Source organism: Pseudomonas sp. SCT, assembly GCF_003864275.1.
Lineage (GTDB): Bacteria > Pseudomonadota > Gammaproteobacteria > Pseudomonadales > Pseudomonadaceae > Stutzerimonas > Stutzerimonas stutzeri_AE.
Genome location: NZ_BDJA01000003.1, coordinates 265,905 through 285,434, shown reverse-complemented (window position 1 = coordinate 285,434; position 19,530 = coordinate 265,905). Strand labels below are relative to the sequence as shown.

The following is a 19,530-nucleotide window of genomic DNA, read 5'->3' as shown; positions in this document are numbered from 1 at the left end:
GGCGCGGTGAGCGACTGGCCATGTAGCCAGCCGCATCGCCGCTGCGGCATCACTTGTCGGCCGACAGCATGCCGCTGGTCAGTGCCGGCAGGTGCTCCGGCTGACAGAGCGTGCTCTGGCCCTGCAGATAGGGCAGCAGGATCGGCGCCATGCCCTTGAGCGTCTGTACCGGCAACGCCGAGGTGAAGCGGAAGTTCTCCGCGCCGCGCCCCGGAACATAGGCCGTCAGCGTGCCGAAGTGACGGGGTCCGAGATAGAAGACGAACGTGGCCGTGCGGTTCAGCGCCAGCGAGCTGATTAACCGCCCGCCTGCGCCAACGCTCTGGATACGGTTGTCGCCGGTGCCGGTCTTGCCACCCACGCGCAACGCGCTGCCGTCCTCCTGCACGAAGCTGCCCTGCAGGCGCCGCGCCGTGCCGCCTTCGACCACATTGGCCAACGCATCCTGCAACGCGCGGGCGACCTCAACCGGCATCACCCGCTTGCCATCGCCGGCGACGAAGCCCATACGCGTCTCGTAGGGAGTGCCTTCGGCGAACTGCAGGTTATCGATGCGTACGCTGGGCAGGCGGATGCCGTCGTTGAGGATGATGCCCATCAGCTCGGCCAGCGCGGCCGGTCGGTCACCTGAGCTGCCCAGCGCGGTAGCCAGCGAAGGCACCAGGTTGTCGAACGGATAGCCCAGCCGCTGCCAGCGTCGATGGATGTCGGTAAAGGCCTCGACCTCCAGCATGATGCGAATCCGGCTGTCGCGTGCGCTCTTGTGCCGACTGCGGAACAGCCAGCCATAGACCTCCTGGCGTTCGGCGCGGCTATCGGCAACCACTTCGGAAAGCGTCGCCTGCGGGTTGGCGATCAGGTAGCCCAGCAGCCACAGGTCGAGCGGGTGCGTGCGGGCGATGTAGGCCTGATCAGGCAGGCTGTAGGCGCCAGGGCCGTAGCGCGTGTAAAGCGCATCCAGCTGCTTGTCGTTGAGGTCGGCGTCTGGCAGATGCTGCTTGAGAAAGCGATCGAAGACCGGCCGCTCGGCATCGGGCATCAGATAACGATGCACCGCGGCCAGGCGTACCGGCGTCGGCCGCATGCCCTGCAGGAAGGTTTCGATGCGCTGCTCGGCCGTCTTGTTGCGGTACTTTTTCCAGAAACGCTGCAGAAATACCGAGCCCTCACGATCGGCGAAGCGGGTCAGGTACTCCTGGCGACGCGGGTCCTTGTCGTCGTTCAGCAACTCGGCGCTGTTGATGGTTTCGTGGGTGCTGTAGCTGACCAAGTCACGCATCAGACGCACGAACGGCAGGTTGATCGATTCGCGCAGGGATTCGCGCACCGTGGGAATGCGCCCATCGTCCTCGCGGCGGAAGTTGCCGAAACGGTGCATGCCGGCGCCGGTGAAGAAGCGTTCGGCAGGGCTGGCCGAATAGCGCCGCTCCAGCGCTGCGTCGAGCATGCGATCGAGGCTGCGGTCGCTGTGCGTGGCCAGGTAATCGATGGCCCAGCGGCTGAGATTGGCCTTGGCGCCGATCTTGCGCAGCTCGGCCGGGGTGAGGTCCGAGTAACGCTGATGCAGCTCGGCGATGACTTCGAGATAGGTCGTCAGCACGCGCAGTTTGGCGGTCGAGCCCAGCTCCAGCTTGCTGCCTTCGTTGATGTCGAATGGCTGGTTGGTGTTGTCGGTCTGCACCCGTACGCGGAAGCCTTCCTCGCCACGCTCGAACAGGGTGAAGCTGTAGCGCACATCGGCGGTTTTCTCCGGCGACAGCATGCGGTCGCCGAACAGCCCAACCGTTTCGGCAAATGCCGGATCGGCCAGACGCACCAGATACTCGCTGACCTGCGCCTGCAGATCGCCCTGCAATGGGGTGCTGGCGGTCAGGTCCAGCCGGTCCAGGTCGTAGAGCGGCAAGCCGAGCAGGCCGGCAAGGCGCATTCGCGCCACAGTGATGCCTTTGGTGGCGTCCACGGTCTGAATCGCCGAGTCACGGCTCGGACTACGCGCGACGATACGTTGATTCAGAGCTGCGTCGCGCAGGTTCGCATCGATGATGCCGCCGTTGGCCAAAAGGCGGATGTGGCTATCGGTCAGCGCTGCCATTTCCTCGCGGCCGGCACCCAGGTAGTAGGACGGTCGCCGTTGGGCGATCAGCAGCGACAGCACCTGACGCAGCGCCAGCCCGCGGGCCAGCGGGTCGACAGCGTCGCCGCTGCGCGGATCGAGCAGGCGATTGAATTCGCGGAAATCGGCACCGAACCAGAGTCGCAGGCCGTCGGCAATGCCATGCACTTCGCCATGCCCCGGCGCGGCCGAGAGCGGCACGCTGTTGAGATAGTCGCGCACGATGCGCTGGCGCGCGGCAAGCGTCTGCGGGCCCTCACGGTAGGTACGCACACTGGCGGAAACCATCTGCCGGATCTTCTCCTGCGGGTCGCCGGTGCGACCTTCCGGGGAGTGCCGGTATTTTTCCACCTGCGTCGCCAGGGTGCTGCCGCCCGCCGCCTGGCCGCCCAGGCCGAGACGCTTTTCCAGCTGGCTGATCGCCGCCTTGGTAAAACGCGGCCAGTCCACCGCCGGGTTGGCGTTGGGGCGGTTGGTATCCAGCAGCCCGCGGTCCTCGATGAACAACAGACTCATCACCACCAGCGGCGGAATGTCCTCGAAGCGCTCGTAGTACTGCCGCGGGTAGCTGTTGGTGTACAGCGGTGCGCCGCGGCAATCATTGATCGTCAGCCCGGCCTTGGACTCTTCCGGGTAAGGCGGGAAAAATCCACGGCTGGTGTAATCCAGCAAGGCTCGCGAAAAGCGCGCCTGTTCCTCGACCCGGAAGTTGCGCTGCGACAGCTGCTCGATGAAGCGCGGCAGGTCCACATAACCCAGCCGGCGATCGAACGGGCCATCTTCGGGAAACTGGATGCGCGGGCTCGGCCCCGGCATGACGGTGTAATCCAGGTCAGCCGCATAGCGGCTTAACCAATGGGCCTGCCACCGCGAGCTTTCCAGCTCCTGCCAGCCAAGGTAACCGCCACCAGCCAGCAGTGAAATGCCGACGAGCAACGCCAACCGGCGCGCCACCTTGCGGCGACCTTTAGCAGTTTTACGGGATGGTTTAGGGGTGGGGGCGCGCTTGTTACGCCCATCCTGGGATTTCTTGTCGGACCGCCATACTGCGCCCATGTGTGCCTGGCTTCCTAGCAGTTCTCTGCGACAAGCATAGTCGGCGCACAGGGCTTAAGCGATGCCCGTTTGACGAACGGAGCGGCTCAAGAATGCCGCGCAGCGAAGCCAGGAGTACGACCGGCAAGACAAGTCATTGCCATTAGCTAGCCGTACTAACCGTCTGGCAGCAATTGGCTGCGTACCTGTTCATCGCTTACCTGATTGGTCGTGTCAGAACCAGCGATCGTTACGTTTGCGGCCGCGGGTCAGCGTCGGCAGGATCAGGCCGACCAGCAGCCCGGCGCCGGCGATGCTGCCGCCGTAGACCATGTACTGCATCAGCACCTGTTTGTTCTCGTCGCCCAGGCGCGCCTGGGTGGAGCGCAGCTCCGAGCGGGTTTCGGTCAGTTCGGTTTCGAGGGCGACGCGGCGGGCGTCCAGTTCGTCGATCAGGGCTTTGCGCGAATCCAGGGTTTCCTGCATCCCTTGCACGCGTACCTTCCAGCTGTCGTCGATAGTCTTGAGTTCTTCACTCAGTTCGGCGACCTGCTGTTCGAGCTGCGGCAGGCGTTCGGCCTGGCCGGGTACTTCCTGCAGTTCCTTGCTGGGAATCCAGACGTTGCTGCCGGATTCCGAGCGTACCTGGCTGTAATCGCCCTGGGTGCTGATCAACTCGACCTTCTGTCCCGAGGTCAAGGTGCCGACGATGCGGTAGCCATCGGTAGGACCGCTGCGCACGAAGGTATTCAGGCTGTCGCTGACCCAGCGGGTGTTGCTGGAGGGTTCCTGAGCATTTACCGGGCCCGCCATGAGCAAGGCGCCAAACACGCCGGCGCCGATGAGTTGGCGCGACCTGAAACGAGCGAGACGGGAGAGCAAGGCAGAAAGATGAAGAGATATGGACATGAAAAGTTCGCGTTATTGGAAGAACGATAAGCCCATGGGTGAGGGCGGTGGGTCGGCCGTATCCGCTAGATGATTTGGCGGATACCCGACGGCGGGTACGGGAATGCAACGGGCGAACCCGCTAGCCGCCACTATGGGCCCAGCGTGCAAACGGCACGAAAAGCATGGCGCTCCATGGCGGGCATCAGCTGACTGACAGTCCTGTCGGGGGAAAGTTCAGGGCGGGTTGCACGGGACGTCAGGTGATCATTGCTGGCTCGTGCCGCCGATCGTGGCGCGGCAAAAGCTGGGGCGTGCCAGTCGTCGTCCCGAGGGCGGGGCCGCATGCGGTAGGGTCCGGTGTGCGGGTTGCAAGGCCGAAGCAAACCGCCGTTCCTCGGCTTTGCGCGGCTGGCGCGAGTGCAAAATCCCGACAATTCTGCTCTGATTACCGGCACCTTACGTCAAGGGGATTGGTCCACCCCTGATCGAAACGTTGGAAGAGGAAGCGGCCCTGGAAAATCTTACTCGAGAGGAGCTGATGGCGGAGGTGGTGCGCCTGCGTGCCGCGTTGGTCGACCGCTCCACGGAGGACACCCAGGTCCGTTATCGACTGGCCTCCAACGTTACCAGCGATGCGGTCTGGGATTGGGATCTCGATGCCGATCAGGTGCTATGGAACGATGCGCTGGAACTGGCCTACGGCCATTCGCTGGCAAATGTCGACAGCTCGGGGCAGTGGTGGCTGGACCATATTCACCCGGCAGATCGCGAGCGTATCCACCAGTCAATTCATGCCGTCATCGACAGCGGCGGTACGACCTGGACCGACGAGTACCGTTTTCAGCGCGTGGATGGCTCCTACGCGGACATCCTCGATCGCGGGCATGTGATCCGCACCGTGCAGGGACGGGCGGTGCGGATGATCGGCGCGATGCTCGATCTGACGCGCGTGCGGGCCGCCGAGGCTGCGCTGCGTCAGAGCGAGGAGCGCTTCAGCGCCATTCTGGAAACCATCGAAGCAGCCTTCGCGATCGTGCAGGTCAAGTTCGATGCCGATGATCGTCCCGTCGATTATCAGTTCGTCGAGGTCAATCCTGCGTTCGAGCGGCAGGCCGGCGTGGACCTGCGGGGCAAGTGGGTAACCGAGTACGCGCCGGAGCTGGAACAGTTCTGGTTCGACACTTACGGCCACGTTGCCAAGACCGGCGAGCCGGCGAATTTCGAGAGTTTCGCGCTGGCCTTCGAGCGCTGGTTCGATGTGCGGGCAGTGCGTGTCGGAGACCCTGCCGACCGAAGAATCGCCATTCTGTTCAACGACGTCACCCAGCGCCGCGACGCGGAAAATCGCCTGCGCATCAGCGAAGCGCTGGCGCGCGAAAACATCCAGCGCGTTCAGCTGGCGCTGGCGGCTGGCGCGATCATCGGCACCTGGAACTGGGACCTGCCGTCCAACCAGTTCACCGTGGATGACGGCTTCGCTCGCGCCTTTGGCCTCGATCCGGCGCTTGGGCGTGAGGGGCTGAAGCTCGAGCAGATCATCGCAACGGTGCACCCTGAGGACAGGGAAGGTCTGATCGCGGCCATCGACGACGTCATCGCTCGGGGCGGTGCCTACGCCCATCAATACAGGGTTCGCCGCGCCGATGGCCGGTATTACTGGATCGAGGCGAACGGTCGCGTTGATCACGCGCCGGCCGGCACTGCGCTGAGCTTTCCCGGCGTCTTGATCGACGTGGAGGACCGTCGCTCCATCGAGGCCGAGCGAGACCGCGCGACTGCGGCATTGCGTGCGCTCAATGAGACGCTGGAGCAACGTGTCGCCGAGCGCACCGCAGAGCTGATCCAGGCCGAGGAGAAGCTGCGCCAGTCACAGAAAATGGAAGCGGTCGGCCAGCTGACGGGCGGCCTGGCGCACGACTTCAACAACCTGCTGGCCGGCATCAGCGGCGCGCTTGAACTGATGAGCATGCGGATTGCCCAGGGCCGGCTCAACGACATCGACAAGTACATGCTGTCGGCTCAGAGCGCGGCAAAACGGGCTGCCGCGCTGACCCACCGACTGCTGGCGTTCTCTCGTCGCCAGACGCTCGACCCGCGGCCGGTCGACGTTAACCTGCTGGTGGAAGGCATGACCGAGCTGATTCAACGTACGGTCGGGCCCAGCATTCGGCTGGAAACCATCAGTGCGCCGGATCTGTGGCCTGCATCGGTGGATACCAGCCAGCTGGAAAATGCCATTCTCAATCTCTGCATCAATTCCCGCGATGCGATGCCGGACGGTGGGCGCATCACCATCGAGACGGCCAATCAGTGGCTGGACTCCGATGCGGCGCAGGCCAACGATCTGCCGGCTGGCGAATATCTGTCGTTGACCGTGACCGACACTGGCACAGGGATGACGCCCGGTGTTATCGCCAAGGCGTTCGATCCGTTCTTCACCACCAAGCCGATCGGTGAAGGTACCGGCCTCGGCCTGTCGATGATCTACGGCTTTGCCAAGCAGTCCGGCGGCCAGGTGCGAATCGGCTCGGAGGTCGGCAGAGGCACATCGATGTGCATCTATCTGCCGCGCCATCTGGGTGAGACGGGGATCGGCGCTGTGGTTCCGGCGCAGACAGCGGCGGCACTGACGGGCTCCTGCGGGACGATCCTGATCGTCGATGACGAGCCCACGGTGCGTATGCTGCTGATGGATGTACTCGGGGACCTGGGCTATACGCTGATCGAGGCTTCCGACAGCGTTGCCGGGCTGAAACTGCTGCAGTCGGATGTGAGCATCGACCTGTTGATCACCGATGTCGGTCTGCCCGGTGGAATGAACGGAAGGCAGATGGCCGACGCGGGACGGGAGGTCCGCGCAGAGCTGAAGACGCTGTTCATCACCGGTTACGCGGAAAGCGCGGCGCTGGGTAACAGCTCGCTGGGAGTCGGGATGCAGGTGTTGACCAAGCCGTTCTCGATCGACGCGCTTGCTGCTCGGGTGCTTGAGCTGCTGCGAGGCTAGGCCTGTGAAGCAGGGCTTGCCAGTTGAACAAACGAATGAATAGGCATAGCCTCCCGCTCCTGTTCGCGGACCGCCGGCCGGTTCGCTGCCATTTTTCGGATCTGTTGGCGCGGGTCGAATGAAATCATTGCTGCATCCAGGCAGGGCCGTTGCTCTCGTTTTCCTGTTCGCCATCCTCTGCGGCACAGCGCTGCTCTCATTACCCATTGCCCATGCCAGCGGCGAGACCGGCCCGTTGCTCGCGGCCTTCTTCACCGCCGTCTCGGCGGTCTGCGTTACCGGTCTGGTGGTGGTCGACACGGGCACGTATTGGTCGACCTTCGGCCAGGTCGTGATCATGGCGCTGTTCCAGCTTGGTGGCTTCGGCATGATGACCCTGGCAACTCTGCTGGGCTTGCTGGTCAACCGATCGTTCCGCTTGCGTACCAAGCTGGTCGCGCAAGCCGAGTCCCATGTACTGGGGCTGGGTGATATCAGCAGCGTGGCGAAACTGGTGCTGGTCGTTACGCTGGTGATGGAGCTGGTGGTCATGCTGTTGCTGACCCTGCGCCTGCATCTGTCGTATGGCCTTGGCTGGGGCGAGGCCGCCTGGAGCGGCCTGTTCCATGCCGTATCGGCGTTCAACAACGCCGGTTTCTCCATCCACGGCGACGGCCTGGTGCGCTACGCCACCGATGGCTTCATCCTGCTGCCCGTCATGAGCGCCATCATCATCGGCGGCATCGGCTTTCCCGTTCTCAACGATCTGCGCCGGCGGTGGTCGGACCCGCGTCACTGGTCGCTGCACACCAAACTGACGCTGTCGGGGACGGCAGTGCTGCTGCTGGGTGGCTTCATGACGGTGCTGCTGTTCGAGTGGTCCAATCCGGGCACGCTCGGTCCCATGGCCTGGGTCGACAAGCTTCTTTCGGCAGCCTTCGTTTCGGTTTCGGCGCGTACGGCCGGTTTCAATGCGATCGATATCGGCGCGCTGACCCATGAGAGCTGGGCGTTGCACTATTTTCTGATGTTCATCGGCGGCGGCAGCGCCGGTACTGCCGGTGGGGTGAAGGTCGGAACCGTCGCCATCCTGGCGCTGCTAGTGATCGCCGAGATCCGCGGCAGGGCCGACAGCGAGGCGTTTGGCCGCCGGGTCGGCAGTTCGGCCCAGCGCCAGGCGATCACCGTGCTGGTGCTCGGGAGCGCCATGGTTGTGTTGGGCACACTGGTCATCCTGCGCGACACCGACATCCCTACCGATCAGGTGATTTTCGAAGTCATTTCCGCATTCGGCACCGTCGGTCTGTCCACCGGTATCACCGCCGATCTACCGGAGACCAGCCAGCTGATGCTCACTCTGCTGATGTACGTCGGCCGGGTCGGCACCATCACCTTGGCCGCATCCCTCGCACTGGGCGAGCACCGCATGCCTTACCGCTATCCGGAGGAACACCCAATTGTTGGCTAAATTGTTGTTTTCAGAGCAATTTTCGTTCTCTAAAGGCGACAGCGTGGTGGTCATCGGGCTGGGACGGTTCGGCAGTTCGGTGGCGCGCTCACTGACGCGTCTGGGCCATGACGTGATGGGCATCGATCAGGCCGCCGAGCCTGTGCATACCTGGGCCGATCTGCTGACCCACGCGGTACAGGCCGATTCCACCAATGTCATGGCGCTGCGCCAGCTCGGCGTCGCCGATTTTCCCCACGCCATCGTCGGCATTGGCTCCGACATGGCAGCGAGCCTGATGACGATCATGGCGCTGACCGAACTGGGCATCAAAGACATCTGGGTAAAGGCCCTGACTGCAGAGCACGGGCAGATAGCGCTGCGCATCGGGGCGCATCATGTGGTCTATCCCGAGGCGGACATGGGCGAGCGGGTTGCCCATCTGATCTCCGGACGGATGATGGACTTCATCGAGTTCGACGACGGCTTCGCGATCGCCAAGATCCATGCCCCTGAGCGGATTCACAACAGCACGCTCGCCGCTGCTGGGGTCCGCGAGACGTTCGGCGTGACTGTCGTCGGACTCAAGCGCGCCAACCAGGACTTTCAGCATGCGACGCCCAGTACCCAGGTGCTGCCAGGCGATCTGTTGATCGTTTCGGGGCCGACGCACGATATCCAGCGCTTCGCCGGGCAGGGGCGCAAGGGAAGCTGAAGCTTGTCTCCGTTAGTGCGGCAGCCGAGAGGCGACTACGCTTCACGGGCGGTCGAGCCACGGCCCTGAAGTCGGTGGCTTGGCCGCGGCGTTTTCAGCACTGACGGAGGAGACGCAAGGTGAATTCATTAGCCGGTGGCTGCCTGTGCGGCAGCGTGCGGATCGTGACGGCGGGGGAGCCCTATCGGGTCGGAGTCTGTCACTGCCTGGACTGTCGCAAACATCATGGCGCGCTGTTCTATGCGGCTGCGGTGTTCCCACAGGACGCGGTAACCGTCGAAGGCGAGACGGCCGAATATGCCGGGCGGTATTTTTGCCCGCACTGTGGCTCGTCGATTTTTTCCCGCCTCGCTGATGAAATCGAGGTGCATCTCGGCGCACTGGATGCACCTGACCAGCTGACGCCTACCTACGAATGCTGGACCGTGCGCCGCGAAGGCTGGCTGCCGCCGTTTCCCCTCAGCCGCCGCTACCCGCACGATCGCGACGACTCCAGCCGCTTCGAGTGAGCGTCATTGGCCGCTGGCGATCAGCGGCTGCTCTGTTTTCTGGGTATTTGGCAGCACGCGAATCGCGATGAATTTCGAAGTCGGCGTGTGGCTGCGCTCGCCGAAGCTCTCCAGCGGCACCAGCGGGTTGGTTTCCGGGTAATAGGCGGCGGCCTGGCCGAGTGGGGTGTCGTAGGCGAGCAGGGTGAAACCGCGCACGCGGCGCTCGATACCGTCGTCCCACAGCGAAATCAGATCGACTTGCTGACCGGCTTCCAGGCCCAGCCGCTGGATGTCGGCGGGATTGACGAACACCACCTCGCGCATGCCTTTCACCCCGCGATAGCGATCATCCAGGCCATAGAGTGTGGTGTTGTACTGATCGTGGGAGCGCAGCGTCTGCAGGATCAGGTCGGCCTCCACGCCGCCGTGGCGGGCCTGCTCAGGCAGCAGATCGGCCGGCAGCGGGTGCGCCTTGAACTCGGCTCGGCCGCTGGCCGTGTTCCATTCGCGCCGGGCAGCGGTGTTGCCGAGGTAGAAGCCACCAGGACGGTGCAGGCGGTGGTCGAAGCCGGCGAAACCCGGGATGGTCGCCGCGATCAGCTCGCGGATATGGGCGTAGTCTTCCACCAGCCAGAGCCAGTCCACCGGGCGATTGCCCAGTGTGGCGGCGGCGATGCCGGCGACGATGGCCGGCTCCGAACGCATCTGCGCCGACAGCGGCTCCAGCTGGCCCCGGGAGGCGTGGATCATGCTGAACGAGTCTTCCACGGTGACCGCCTGCGGGCCGCAGGCCTGGCGGTCGATGTCGGTGCGGCCGAGGCAGGGCAGGATCAGCGCGTCGCGGCCCATGGTCAGGTGGCTGCGGTTGAGCTTGGTGCTGATCTGCACGGTCAGCGCGCAGTTGCGCAACGCCTGCTGGGTGCGCGGGGTGTCCGGCGTGGCCTGGGCGAAGTTACCGCCCAGACCGATGAACACCTTGACCTGCCCGGCGAGCATGGCCTGGATGCATTCCACGGTGTTGTAGCCGGGCTGGCGCGGCATCGGCAGGTCGAAATGATGCTGCAGCGCATCCAGTAGCGCGGCGGGTGGCCGTTCGTTGATGCCCATGGTGCGGTCGCCCTGCACGTTGCTGTGGCCGCGCACTGGACAGGCACCAGCGCCGGGCTTGCCGAGGTTGCCGCGCAACAGCAGCAGGTTGGCGATTTCCTGAATCGTCGCCACCGAGTGACGGTGCTGGGTGATGCCCATCGCCCAGCAGACGATGGCCCTTTCGGCGTTGCGGTAGATTGCGGCGGCGTGGCGAATGGTTTCGCGATCAAGCCCCGATTGTTGTTCGATCAGCGGCCAGGGAGTGGTCTCGACCTGTGCGAGATAGGCGTCCAGCCCGTGGCTGTGCTCAGCCAGAAACGCGTGATCGAACACTGCCGGCGCGCCGCTGGCCTGGGCTTCCTGCTCCCACTGCAGCAGGTACTTGGCGATGCCACGCAGCACCGCGAGATCGCCCCCGAGATTGGGTCGCAGGTAGGCACTGTGAGTCGGCGCGTCCTGATTGGCGAGCATCTCGATGGGCTTCTGCGGGTGCTGGAAGCGCTCCAGCCCGCGCTCGCGCAATGGATTGAAGCAGACCACCTGAGCGCCGCGTTCCACCGCCTGACGCAATGGTTCGAGCATGCGCGGATGGTTGGTGCCGGGGTTCTGGCCGAGAACGAAGATCACATCGGCGTGATCGAAATCCTCCAGCGTCACCGTGCCCTTGCCGACGCCGATGGATTCGGTCAGGGCGACGCCGCTGGCCTCGTGGCACATGTTCGAGCAGTCGGGAAAATTGTTGGTGCCGAAGCTGCGACCGAACAGCTGGTAGAGATAAGCGGCCTCGTTGCTGGCCCGACCGGACGTGTAGAAGGCCGCCTGGTGCGGACTGTCCAGGCCGTTCAGGTGTCGGGCTATCAGCGCAAAGGTGTCGTCCCAGCTTATCGGCAGGTAGCGGTCGCTGGCGGTATCGTAACGGACCGGTTCGGTCAGTCGGCCCTGGTATTCGAGCCAGTAATCGCTCTGCTCACGTAACTGGCTGACGCTGTGGCGGGCGAAGAACGCGGCGTCCACGCGACGCCGAGTCGCTTCCCAGTTCACTGCCTTGGCGCCGTTCTCGCAGAACTTCACCGCGCCGGGCTCGGGCGAATCACCCCAGGCGCAGCCGGGACAGTCGAAGCCGCCATTCTGGTTGGTACGCAGCATGGCGCGGATGTTCTTCAGCGCGTTGCCACTGCCGAGCCAGGCGCTGGCGACGCTGCGCAGGGCGCCCCAGCCGCCAGCTGGCCCGGCGTAGGGTTGGAAGCGGGTGGCGGGATGGAAGCGGGACGTGCGACTCATGGGTGGCATCCGTTCTGTTCGTGCGTCGCAGGCGCCGGGCTGTAGACCCGAGGCGCGCTGTGGTGGGGCAGGTGAATGAGGTTGAGGTGGTGCCGACGCGCCCACTCGACGGTCAGGTGGGTCGGCGCGGACAGACTGACCAATGTGCCGATGCCGGCGCGCACGGCCTTGTGGATCAGTTCCAGGCTGCAACGGCTGGTGACCACGACGAAGCCTTCGCCCGGTGTGCGGCGTTGCAGCGTCAGCGCGCCGATCAGCTTGTCCAGCGCGTTGTGCCGGCCGATGTCCTCACGGCAGAGGGCGATTTCTCCATTGCCGTCGACATACAGCGCCGCGTGCAGCGCACCGCTGTCGCGCGCCAGCAGCTGGGCGTTGGCGATGCGCTGGCGCAGTTCATGGAAATGCCCTTCGGGCGGCAGTGCTGCCGGCTGCAGCGGCACCAGCAGCGGCAGTGCCTGATCCAGCGCATCCACCCCGCAGAGTCCGCAGCCGCTGGTGCCGGCGAGCTGGCGACGCTTCTGCTTGAGTGACCAGAACGCCCGCGGGCTGACCTGCACGTCCGCGCGGCGGGCGCTGCCGTCGCCGAGCAGGCGCAGGTCACGCAGGTCATCGATTCGCTCGATCAGTCCGCCAGCGAGGCTGAAGCCGACAACGAACTCTTCCAGATCCTGCGGGGTGACCATCATCACGGCGTGGTTCAGACCGTTGTAGCTGATGGCCAGCGCGCATTCCTCGGCCAGCAGCGCAGCGCGCGCATCGTGCGGTTCAGCGAGATCAGTGGATTTCAGAGTGGCGTAGAGCATGGCGGCTGCCTGCGACAGGTCGACGCAGGCAGCCTAGGAGCGCCGGCGGCGGCCGTCCAATCGCTATGTCTGATGGCGTGATCGATGGCGTCGATCACGAGCACCTTTCATCGCCGTTGCAACAGCTCGCGGGCCTCGTTGAAACAGGCCTCACCCAGTGCGGAGCGTGGAGAGTCGCGCCGCAGGATCAGCCCCAGTGGCGCGAGGGTGCTGGCGTTGTCGATGGGCGTCAGCGTCAGTCCGCTGTCCAGCGCCTCGAGTCCGCTATCCAGCGGCATGATTGCGCAACACAGTCCGGCGCCTACCGCCTGCAGCAGGTGATGTACGGCATCGGTCTGCAGGCGGGGCGCAAGGTTCAGGCCACGGCTGCGCAGCGCGTGGTCGATGGACTGGCGAAAGTGCATGCCGCCGGTCAGCAGGCCGAGGGGCAGGCCGGCCAGGGCCTCCCAGCTCAGCGAAGACGCATCGAAGCGGAAATGGCGCTCGTCATGCAGCAGGCCCATGCGCGTTTCGCCCAGGGGCAGGCTGGTGAAATGCGCCTCGTCGAGGCGCTCCAGATACGACAGGCCGAGATCCAGCAGATTACGGCTGAGTCGCTCGAGAATCTGCTCGCTGCTGAGTGCGAACAGCTCGAAGCGCAGGCTGGGGTGACGTTCGCCGAAGGCCTGCACCAATTGCATCGGGTCGAAGCCAGCCAGGGGTACCACGCCCAGACGCAGCGTGCCGACCAGCTGGCCGCGACAGGACGCTGCCTCGGCCAGCAGACCGTCCTGCGCCGCCAGCAGGCTACGCGCCCACGCCAGGATGCGTTCGCCTTCGGCGGTGAAGCCTTCGAAGCGCTGGCCGCGGATCACCAGCTGCAGCCCGAGCTCGTCTTCCAGGCTGCGCAGGCGCATAGACAGGGTCGGCTGGGTGACATGGCAGCGTGCCGCGGCCTGGCCGAAATGACGCGTTTCATCCAGCGCCACGAGAAACTTCAGCTGTTTGATATCCATGCCCGCTCGCCTCGAAGGTAGTGCGGGCGGCACCTTAGCACGCCGTCAGGGACCGTCGAACAGCGGTTGCAGGCCGCTGGGCACCACGCCGGTCCAGCGTTTGAAGGCGCGACGGAAGTTGGTGGTGTCGTTGAAGCCGAGGTGCCTGGCCACGGCCTCGTTACCCAGGCCCTGGCTTTGATAGAGGTAGAGCGCAACGTGCGTGCGCACCAGATCGAGTTGCTCCTGAAAATGCGTGCCGTGCTTGGCCAGCTTGCGCTTGAGCGTCGCCGGGCTCATGGCGAACGCCAACGCGACGCGCTCCAGGTTCAGCGGCTCGCGGATGTTGTCATGCAGGTGTTGGTAGAACGCATCGAGAAAGGCGCAGGGACCTTCCAGCGCATCGACTTGCTGCTGGCTGGCCTGCTGCGCGACCTGGCCTACGGTCGCCGAGGCATCCGGCCAAGGCTGATGCAGATATTCGCGGGGCAGGCTGAGCAGGGTCAGGTGGCGTTCGAACTGCAGCGCGTCACCCAGGTGCACCCAGTACTGCTCGACATGGCGCGGTTGCGAGTAGGCGAACTGGAAGCGCCAGGGCAACCGCCGGCCGGAGCCGCGTTTGCACAGGGCGACGATGGCGGTCAGATGCGCTTCGATGAGAAACCGTTGGTGGCGGCCGGCGCTGCCATTGTCCAGCCAATAGATGTGCAGCTGCTGCTCGTCCAACAGCAGCCTTGGCGCCAGCAGCGGGCAGAGCAGGGCGCGGAACTGGCAAAGACGCTCCAACGCCTGCTCGAGGTTGCAGGCATTTGCCAGCGCCAGGCTGACATCGCCGTAGTGCCCGGGCAGCAGACGTTGGCCGAACAGAAAGCTGCTGTCCGCAGCACCCAGCAGACGCTCGGTATTGCCGATGAGCGTCAGCAGCTGCTCCGGGCTGACGCGGGCGCGGCCACTGGCGACGTCCTCGTAGAACAGCCCACTGCCGCGCAGCAGTGCATGGCTGTCGATGCCACGTGACAGTGCCAGGTCCAGCAACACCGCTGGCTGGTGGTGTGCGGCGATGAAGCGGGTGTCCCAGTCGTACCAGCGTAACGGGCTTTCCATGGTCGCCTCAGGCGCAGCGTGGCAGGGACTGCTTGGCCTTGGCCAAGCCGAGGTTGAGGCGTTTGAGCAACTGCTCGGCATCGTCGTCGAAGGCCATCACCACCGCGGTGCTGGCGCGCAGATGCAGGCGCTCGCCGTGCTGGCGGGTCTTGTGCGCGAGGCTGGCGACGGCGGTCTGCAACTCCTCGGCGAGCTGCCGCGCCTGTTGTTCGGCGGTATCGGGCAACAGCACGACGAAGCGATCGCCGGCCAGGCGGCAAAGCAGGTCCTGATGGCGCAGGTTGAGCACCAGCAACTGCGCCACGGCCTGCAACACCAGGTCGCCCTCGGCCTGACCGTAGCGCTGGTTGACCCGGCTGAACTCGTCGAGGTCCACCGCCAGCAGCGATAGCGGCCTTTGTTCGTCGGAGGCCTGGCGCAGGGCCGAGTCCAATTGCCGCCGCAGGTACTCGGCAGTGCCAAGCGGGGTGAGGTTGTCGAACAGGCGATGCTCGCGAAACAGCCGCTCGCGCTTGTGCATCTGCGCGTTGATGGCGCGCTGTTCCTGATTCAGGTGGTAGATGCCGAATGTCAGCAGGATCAAGCCGACCGGCATGGGCGCGGTTTCCAGCCAGTTGTCCCAGGCGATGTTGGCGGGGATCTGGATGAACTCGTCGAGCAGGTCCATCCACCAGGAAAAGCAGATGCAGGCCAGCCCCAGCGCCAGCAACCGCGTCACCCGGCCGGCCGGACGGCTGTGCAGCAGCATGATCAGCCAGGCGAGGGCGAGGGCGGCACAACCGCCTTCACCGACCACGTCCATCCAGTCGATCTCGCCCCAGGATTTGATCTGGCCGACGGCGAGGAGCAGCTGCAGGCCGACGTTGGCGGCCAGGGCGAGGCCGAGGAGGGTGAGGGTGTGGAGTTTGAGGAGGGATTTCATCGGGTCTCCGTGGCGAGGGTTCGCGCCAATGCGTGAGGGCACGGAAACAGATGGATGTGACGGTTGGATGAATGGGGCGGGGGTTGAATTGGCTCAGGGTTTTTTTGGTCTTTTGGGGCGTCGGACGAATTATGGAATTGCTTGAGGGTTGGGTTTCGCCCTGATGTGGCGATTGAGTCCTCCTCGACGCGCTAGGCAGACTGAATAAAGTTAGGCAGGCGAGGGCAATCTGCTGAATGGCGGATTAGAAGCCAACCTCCTTGCCAGAGCCGGTTCAGGCGTGTCTGAAGCTTTGGTTTCGCCCTGCTGGGCGACCTACTTTTTCCAGTCGCGGAAAAAGTAGGCAAAAACGCTTGCCCCTGCATCCGGCCCCGGCTGCGCCGGGGTTCGTTCTCTACGCCGCCGTTCCGAGGGTCGCCGTACAAGGGCCATCCATGGCCCTTTACGGCTCTCGCGGCATCCATGCCGCTCGCCCCTCTACACGACGGCTCCGTTCACCCTCCTGAAGGGGCGATTGGGAGTCGCCTGGGAGGCAGTGCAAGCAGAACGATAAGCAGCCTTAGGCTTCCGCGGGTTAGAGGATCACTCAAGGTTTCTACGTTTCAGCATAGGAGCCGTGCTTTGGCGCTCTGCATTACGTACGCGAAGCATTTCTACGACCTGTCCACATAAAAGGGGAGTAGCTCTGCATGTACTTGCACAGATCACCAGGTAATACCGAATGCCCCTTTCAGGAGGCCGAATGGAATCGTTGCGTAGGAGAGCGAGCGGCATGGATGCCGCCAGAGAACTAGGCGTCCCCTCTGTAAAGGGCCATGGATGGCCCTTGTACGCCGGCTCCCGGAGCGGCGATGGAGTGAGAAAAGTCGAGCGCAGCGAGACCCGGATGCAGGGGCGAAGCATTTTTGGTTACTTTTTTCCCGGCCGGGCAGGCGCGTCTGGAAAAAGTGACTCGCCCAGCAGGGCGAAACAGAAGCTTTCGACCTCTTCGAAAAACGGCTCTGGCGCGCAGTCCGCCCTGAAAACAGGTCATATCAGCTCAATCCCGCTCGCAAAATCCCCGAAAACCTCCTGTTCCAAGCCCTCGCCGAACCTCCTGTCACAGAACCGCCATATCCCCCGCCTACCGTCCGCAGCAGTTCCGGGATGGACCCGGTAAACACCGTTCGGGGGATTGTTCATGAGCACATACCGCAGCGGCATCCGCCATGCAGGATTCCGCATCAGCCTGCTGGCCCTGGCTGTCAGCGCCGGTTCGGCCTGGGCCGAGGAGCCGCTGGTCATGGAGCACGTCGAAGTCATCGGCCAGGCCGTCAGCATCGACGAAGCACTGAAGGACCAGCGCAGTTCCGACAGCGTCAAGAGCGTGGTTCACGCCGACGGCATCGGCCAGTTGCCGGACGACAACGCCGCCGAAGCGCTGCAGCGCATTCCGGGCATCTCGGTTGAGCGCGACCAGGGTGAAGGGCGCTTCGTCAGCGTGCGCGGCATCGCGCCGGACCTGAACAGCGTCACCATCAACGGCACCCTGGTGCCCTCACCGGAAAGCAAGCGCCGTGCGGTGGCCCTCGACGTACTGCCCTCGGAGCTGGTGCAGTCGTTGTCGGTAGTGAAGACCCTCACCCCGGACATGGACGCCAACTCCCTCGGCGGCACCATCGAGGTGGAGAGCCTGTCTGCCTTCGACCACGACGGCCTGTTCTACAGCATCAGCGGAGAAGGCAGCTACGACGAGAACGTCGAGAAAACCAGCCCGAAATTCTCCGGTGCGATCAGCAACCGCTTCGGCCTCGGCGATGGCGTCGACAACTTCGGGGTGGCTGCGGCCATCAGCTGGCAGGAGCGCAAGTTCGGTTCGGACAACGTCGAAACCGGCGGCAAGTGGGATTTCGCCGACGACGGCGCGCGACTGGAGGAGTTCGAGCAGCGCGACTACGAGATCACCCGCGAGCGCACCGGTTTCGGCTTGAACTTCGACTACAAGCCGGACGATGTCAGCAGCTATTACCTGCGCACGCTGTACAGCCGCTTCAAGGACACCGAAACGCGCAACGCTGCCGGCGTGGAGTTCGAAGACGCGCAGCTGCCCGGCGAGACTGGCGATGCCGAAGGCTGGCGCGAGCTGAAGTCCCGCGAGGAAACCCAGACCGTCCAGTCCTATGTGTTTGGTGGCGAGCGCATGATGGGTCTCTGGACGCTGAGCGGCCAGGTTGGCTACAGCCAGTCCCGCGAGCGCAATCCGGGTGGCATCTCCGGTGCGACCTTCGAAGGCGACTTCGCCGATGCCGGTTTCTCCAGCAGCCGCAAGCCGCGCCTGACGGTTGATTCGGCCTTCTACGATCCGGCTTCCTTCGAGCTGGACGAAGTGGAGTGGGAGAAGAGCGACACCCGCGACCGCGAGAAGAACATTCGCCTGGATCTGGCGCGCGACTACGACATCCAGGGCTACGCGGCGCAGGCCAAGTTCGGCGGCAAGCTCAGCCGCCGGCACAAGGACAACGACAGCGAGGTCTGGGTCTACGACGATTTCGATGATCTGACCCTGGCCGATTTCCAGGGGGGCAACGTCGACTACGCGCTTGGCCGCTTCGGCCCGGGCATCAGCGCCTCGGCAATCAAGGGCGCAATTGCCGGCCTGGATGCGAGCCAGTTCTACGACGAGGAAGAGTCGCGCATCAATGACTTCGACATGCACGAGGACATCAACGCGGCCTACCTGATGAACACCGTGGACATTGACCGTTGGCGCGTCATCGCCGGCCTGCGCTACGAGGGCACGCGCTTTCGCGCCAAGGGCACCGGCATGCGCGACGACCAGTTCGAGTCGATTTCCAGCAGCAACCACTACCACCACTGGCTGCCCGGCCTGCACGTACGTTACCAGCTGACCGACGACACGCTGATCCGCGCCGCCTGGACCAACAGCGTGGTACGCCCGACCTTCGGCCAGCTGGCACCCGGTTTCGTCATCGATGGCGACGACGCCGAGTTCGGCAACCCCGATCTCAAGCCGCTGGAGTCGGTCAACTACGACCTCGGCATCGAACACTACATGGGCCGCGCCGGCGTGGTGTCCGCCTACCTGTTCTACAAGGACATCGACAACTTCATCTACAACACCGACCTGGCCGGCACCGGCCAGTGGGCGGCGTTCGACGAAGCGCTCAGCTTCCAGAACGGCAGCAGCGCAAAGCTCTACGGCCTGGAGCTGGCCTACTCGCAGAAGCTCGACTGGCTGCCGGCGCCGTGGAACGGTTTGTTGCTGGGCGCCAATGCCACCTTCAGCAAGTCCGACGCGGACATCGAGGGGCAGGGCATGCGCCGCAGCATCGACCTGCCGAACCATTCCGATACGGTCGGCAACCTGATGGTCGGCTGGGAAAACGACCGGCTCAACCTGCGCCTGGCCGCCAACTACAAGTCCGACTACCTGTACGAGGTGGCCGGTATCGACGACAAGGCCCACGACCTGTACGTCGATGACCAGCTGTTCGTCGACTTCAAGGCCGGCTACTTCATTACGCCGAGCCTGCAGCTGACCGTCGAGGCGCTGAACCTGACGGACGAGTCCTACTACGTCTACGCCGGACACCGCTCCTACAACGCCCAGTACGAAGAGTACGGCCCGACCTACAAGCTCGGCCTGACCCTGACCCACTTCTGACCCCTTGCCGCTCCGGTG

The 19,530-nt window shown here is 64.3% G+C and carries 12 protein-coding genes; 5 read left to right on the top strand and 7 right to left on the bottom strand.

Annotated elements, in window-relative coordinates; all coding sequences use genetic code 11:
* Positions 1 to 49: 49 nt before the first annotated feature.
* Entirely contained in the window at positions 50 to 3,169 is a 3,120-nt protein-coding gene (locus tag BHD08_RS09835; protein ID WP_256678646.1) for a transglycosylase domain-containing protein, read from the bottom strand.
* Positions 3,170 to 3,382: 213 nt separating this feature from the next.
* Positions 3,383 to 4,057: a TIGR04211 family SH3 domain-containing protein gene (locus tag BHD08_RS09830; protein ID WP_125021906.1), complete on the bottom strand. Its 675-nt coding sequence runs from the start codon at positions 4,055 to 4,057 to the stop codon at positions 3,383 to 3,385.
* A 520-nt stretch (positions 4,058 to 4,577) separates the two neighbouring features.
* Here BHD08_RS09830 and BHD08_RS09825 point away from each other — a divergent pair.
* From BHD08_RS09825 to BHD08_RS09810, 4 genes are all read left to right on the top strand, one after another.
* Positions 4,578 to 7,043, top strand: coding sequence for a PAS domain-containing protein (locus BHD08_RS09825; RefSeq protein WP_125022239.1), 2,466 nt, complete (start codon positions 4,578 to 4,580; stop codon positions 7,041 to 7,043).
* A gap of 118 nt (positions 7,044 to 7,161) precedes the next feature.
* Positions 7,162 to 8,490: a TrkH family potassium uptake protein gene (locus BHD08_RS09820; protein ID WP_125021904.1), complete on the top strand. Its 1,329-nt coding sequence runs from the start codon at positions 7,162 to 7,164 to the stop codon at positions 8,488 to 8,490.
* Positions 8,480 to 9,184: a TrkA family potassium uptake protein gene (locus tag BHD08_RS09815; RefSeq protein WP_015277208.1), complete on the top strand. Its 705-nt coding sequence runs from the start codon at positions 8,480 to 8,482 to the stop codon at positions 9,182 to 9,184. The genes BHD08_RS09820 and BHD08_RS09815 overlap by 11 nt, the downstream gene beginning before the upstream one ends.
* Before the next feature lie 119 nt (positions 9,185 to 9,303).
* Complete coding sequence (locus tag BHD08_RS09810) at positions 9,304 to 9,693, top strand: GFA family protein (protein ID WP_125021902.1); 390 nt, start codon at positions 9,304 to 9,306, stop codon at positions 9,691 to 9,693.
* A gap of 3 nt (positions 9,694 to 9,696) precedes the next feature.
* On the opposite strand, the gene BHD08_RS09805 is transcribed toward BHD08_RS09810, so the two are convergent.
* The 5 genes from BHD08_RS09805 to BHD08_RS09785 all read right to left on the bottom strand — a co-directional run bounded on the left by BHD08_RS09805 (position 9,697) and on the right by BHD08_RS09785 (position 15,848).
* Positions 9,697 to 12,045 carry an FdhF/YdeP family oxidoreductase gene (locus tag BHD08_RS09805; RefSeq protein ID WP_125021900.1) on the bottom strand — a complete coding sequence of 783 codons (2,349 nt, stop codon included), beginning with the start codon at positions 12,043 to 12,045 and terminating at the stop codon, positions 9,697 to 9,699.
* Positions 12,042 to 12,848 (bottom strand): formate dehydrogenase accessory sulfurtransferase FdhD, encoded by an 807-nt coding sequence (fdhD, locus tag BHD08_RS09800; RefSeq protein ID WP_125021898.1) that lies wholly within the window; start codon positions 12,846 to 12,848, stop codon positions 12,042 to 12,044. Before fdhD ends, BHD08_RS09805 begins: the two co-directional genes overlap by 4 nt.
* Before the next feature lie 107 nt (positions 12,849 to 12,955).
* Positions 12,956 to 13,843 (bottom strand): LysR family transcriptional regulator, encoded by an 888-nt coding sequence (locus tag BHD08_RS09795; RefSeq protein ID WP_125021896.1) that lies wholly within the window; start codon positions 13,841 to 13,843, stop codon positions 12,956 to 12,958.
* Between the two features lie 45 nt (positions 13,844 to 13,888).
* Complete coding sequence (locus BHD08_RS09790) at positions 13,889 to 14,926, bottom strand: AraC family transcriptional regulator (RefSeq protein WP_125021894.1); 1,038 nt, start codon at positions 14,924 to 14,926, stop codon at positions 13,889 to 13,891.
* Between the two features lie 7 nt (positions 14,927 to 14,933).
* Positions 14,934 to 15,848: a GGDEF domain-containing protein gene (locus BHD08_RS09785; protein WP_125021892.1), complete on the bottom strand. Its 915-nt coding sequence runs from the start codon at positions 15,846 to 15,848 to the stop codon at positions 14,934 to 14,936.
* A 1,180-nt stretch (positions 15,849 to 17,028) separates the two neighbouring features.
* Between BHD08_RS09785 and BHD08_RS09780 the strand changes: the two genes are divergently transcribed.
* Positions 17,029 to 19,512 carry a TonB-dependent receptor gene (locus BHD08_RS09780; protein WP_125021890.1) on the top strand — a complete coding sequence of 828 codons (2,484 nt, stop codon included), beginning with the start codon at positions 17,029 to 17,031 and terminating at the stop codon, positions 19,510 to 19,512.
* Positions 19,513 to 19,530: the final 18 nt, after the last annotated feature.

Bases quoted from the DNA above. Each gene is read 5' to 3' on its own strand.
- BHD08_RS09835 (WP_256678646.1), bottom strand. From the start codon at position 3,169: ATGGGCGCAGTATGGCGGTCCGACAAGAAATCCCAGGATGGGCGTAAC.
- BHD08_RS09830 (WP_125021906.1), bottom strand. From the start codon at position 4,057: ATGTCCATATCTCTTCATCTTTCTGCCTTGCTCTCCCGTCTCGCTCGT.
- BHD08_RS09825 (WP_125022239.1), top strand. From the start codon at position 4,578: ATGGCGGAGGTGGTGCGCCTGCGTGCCGCGTTGGTCGACCGCTCCACG.
- BHD08_RS09820 (WP_125021904.1), top strand. From the start codon at position 7,162: ATGAAATCATTGCTGCATCCAGGCAGGGCCGTTGCTCTCGTTTTCCTG.
- BHD08_RS09805 (WP_125021900.1), bottom strand. From the start codon at position 12,045: ATGAGTCGCACGTCCCGCTTCCATCCCGCCACCCGCTTCCAACCCTAC.
- fdhD (WP_125021898.1), bottom strand. From the start codon at position 12,848: ATGCTCTACGCCACTCTGAAATCCACTGATCTCGCTGAACCGCACGAT.
- BHD08_RS09795 (WP_125021896.1), bottom strand. From the start codon at position 13,843: ATGGATATCAAACAGCTGAAGTTTCTCGTGGCGCTGGATGAAACGCGT.
- BHD08_RS09790 (WP_125021894.1), bottom strand. From the start codon at position 14,926: ATGGAAAGCCCGTTACGCTGGTACGACTGGGACACCCGCTTCATCGCC.
- BHD08_RS09785 (WP_125021892.1), bottom strand. From the start codon at position 15,848: ATGAAATCCCTCCTCAAACTCCACACCCTCACCCTCCTCGGCCTCGCC.
- BHD08_RS09780 (WP_125021890.1), top strand. From the start codon at position 17,029: ATGAGCACATACCGCAGCGGCATCCGCCATGCAGGATTCCGCATCAGC.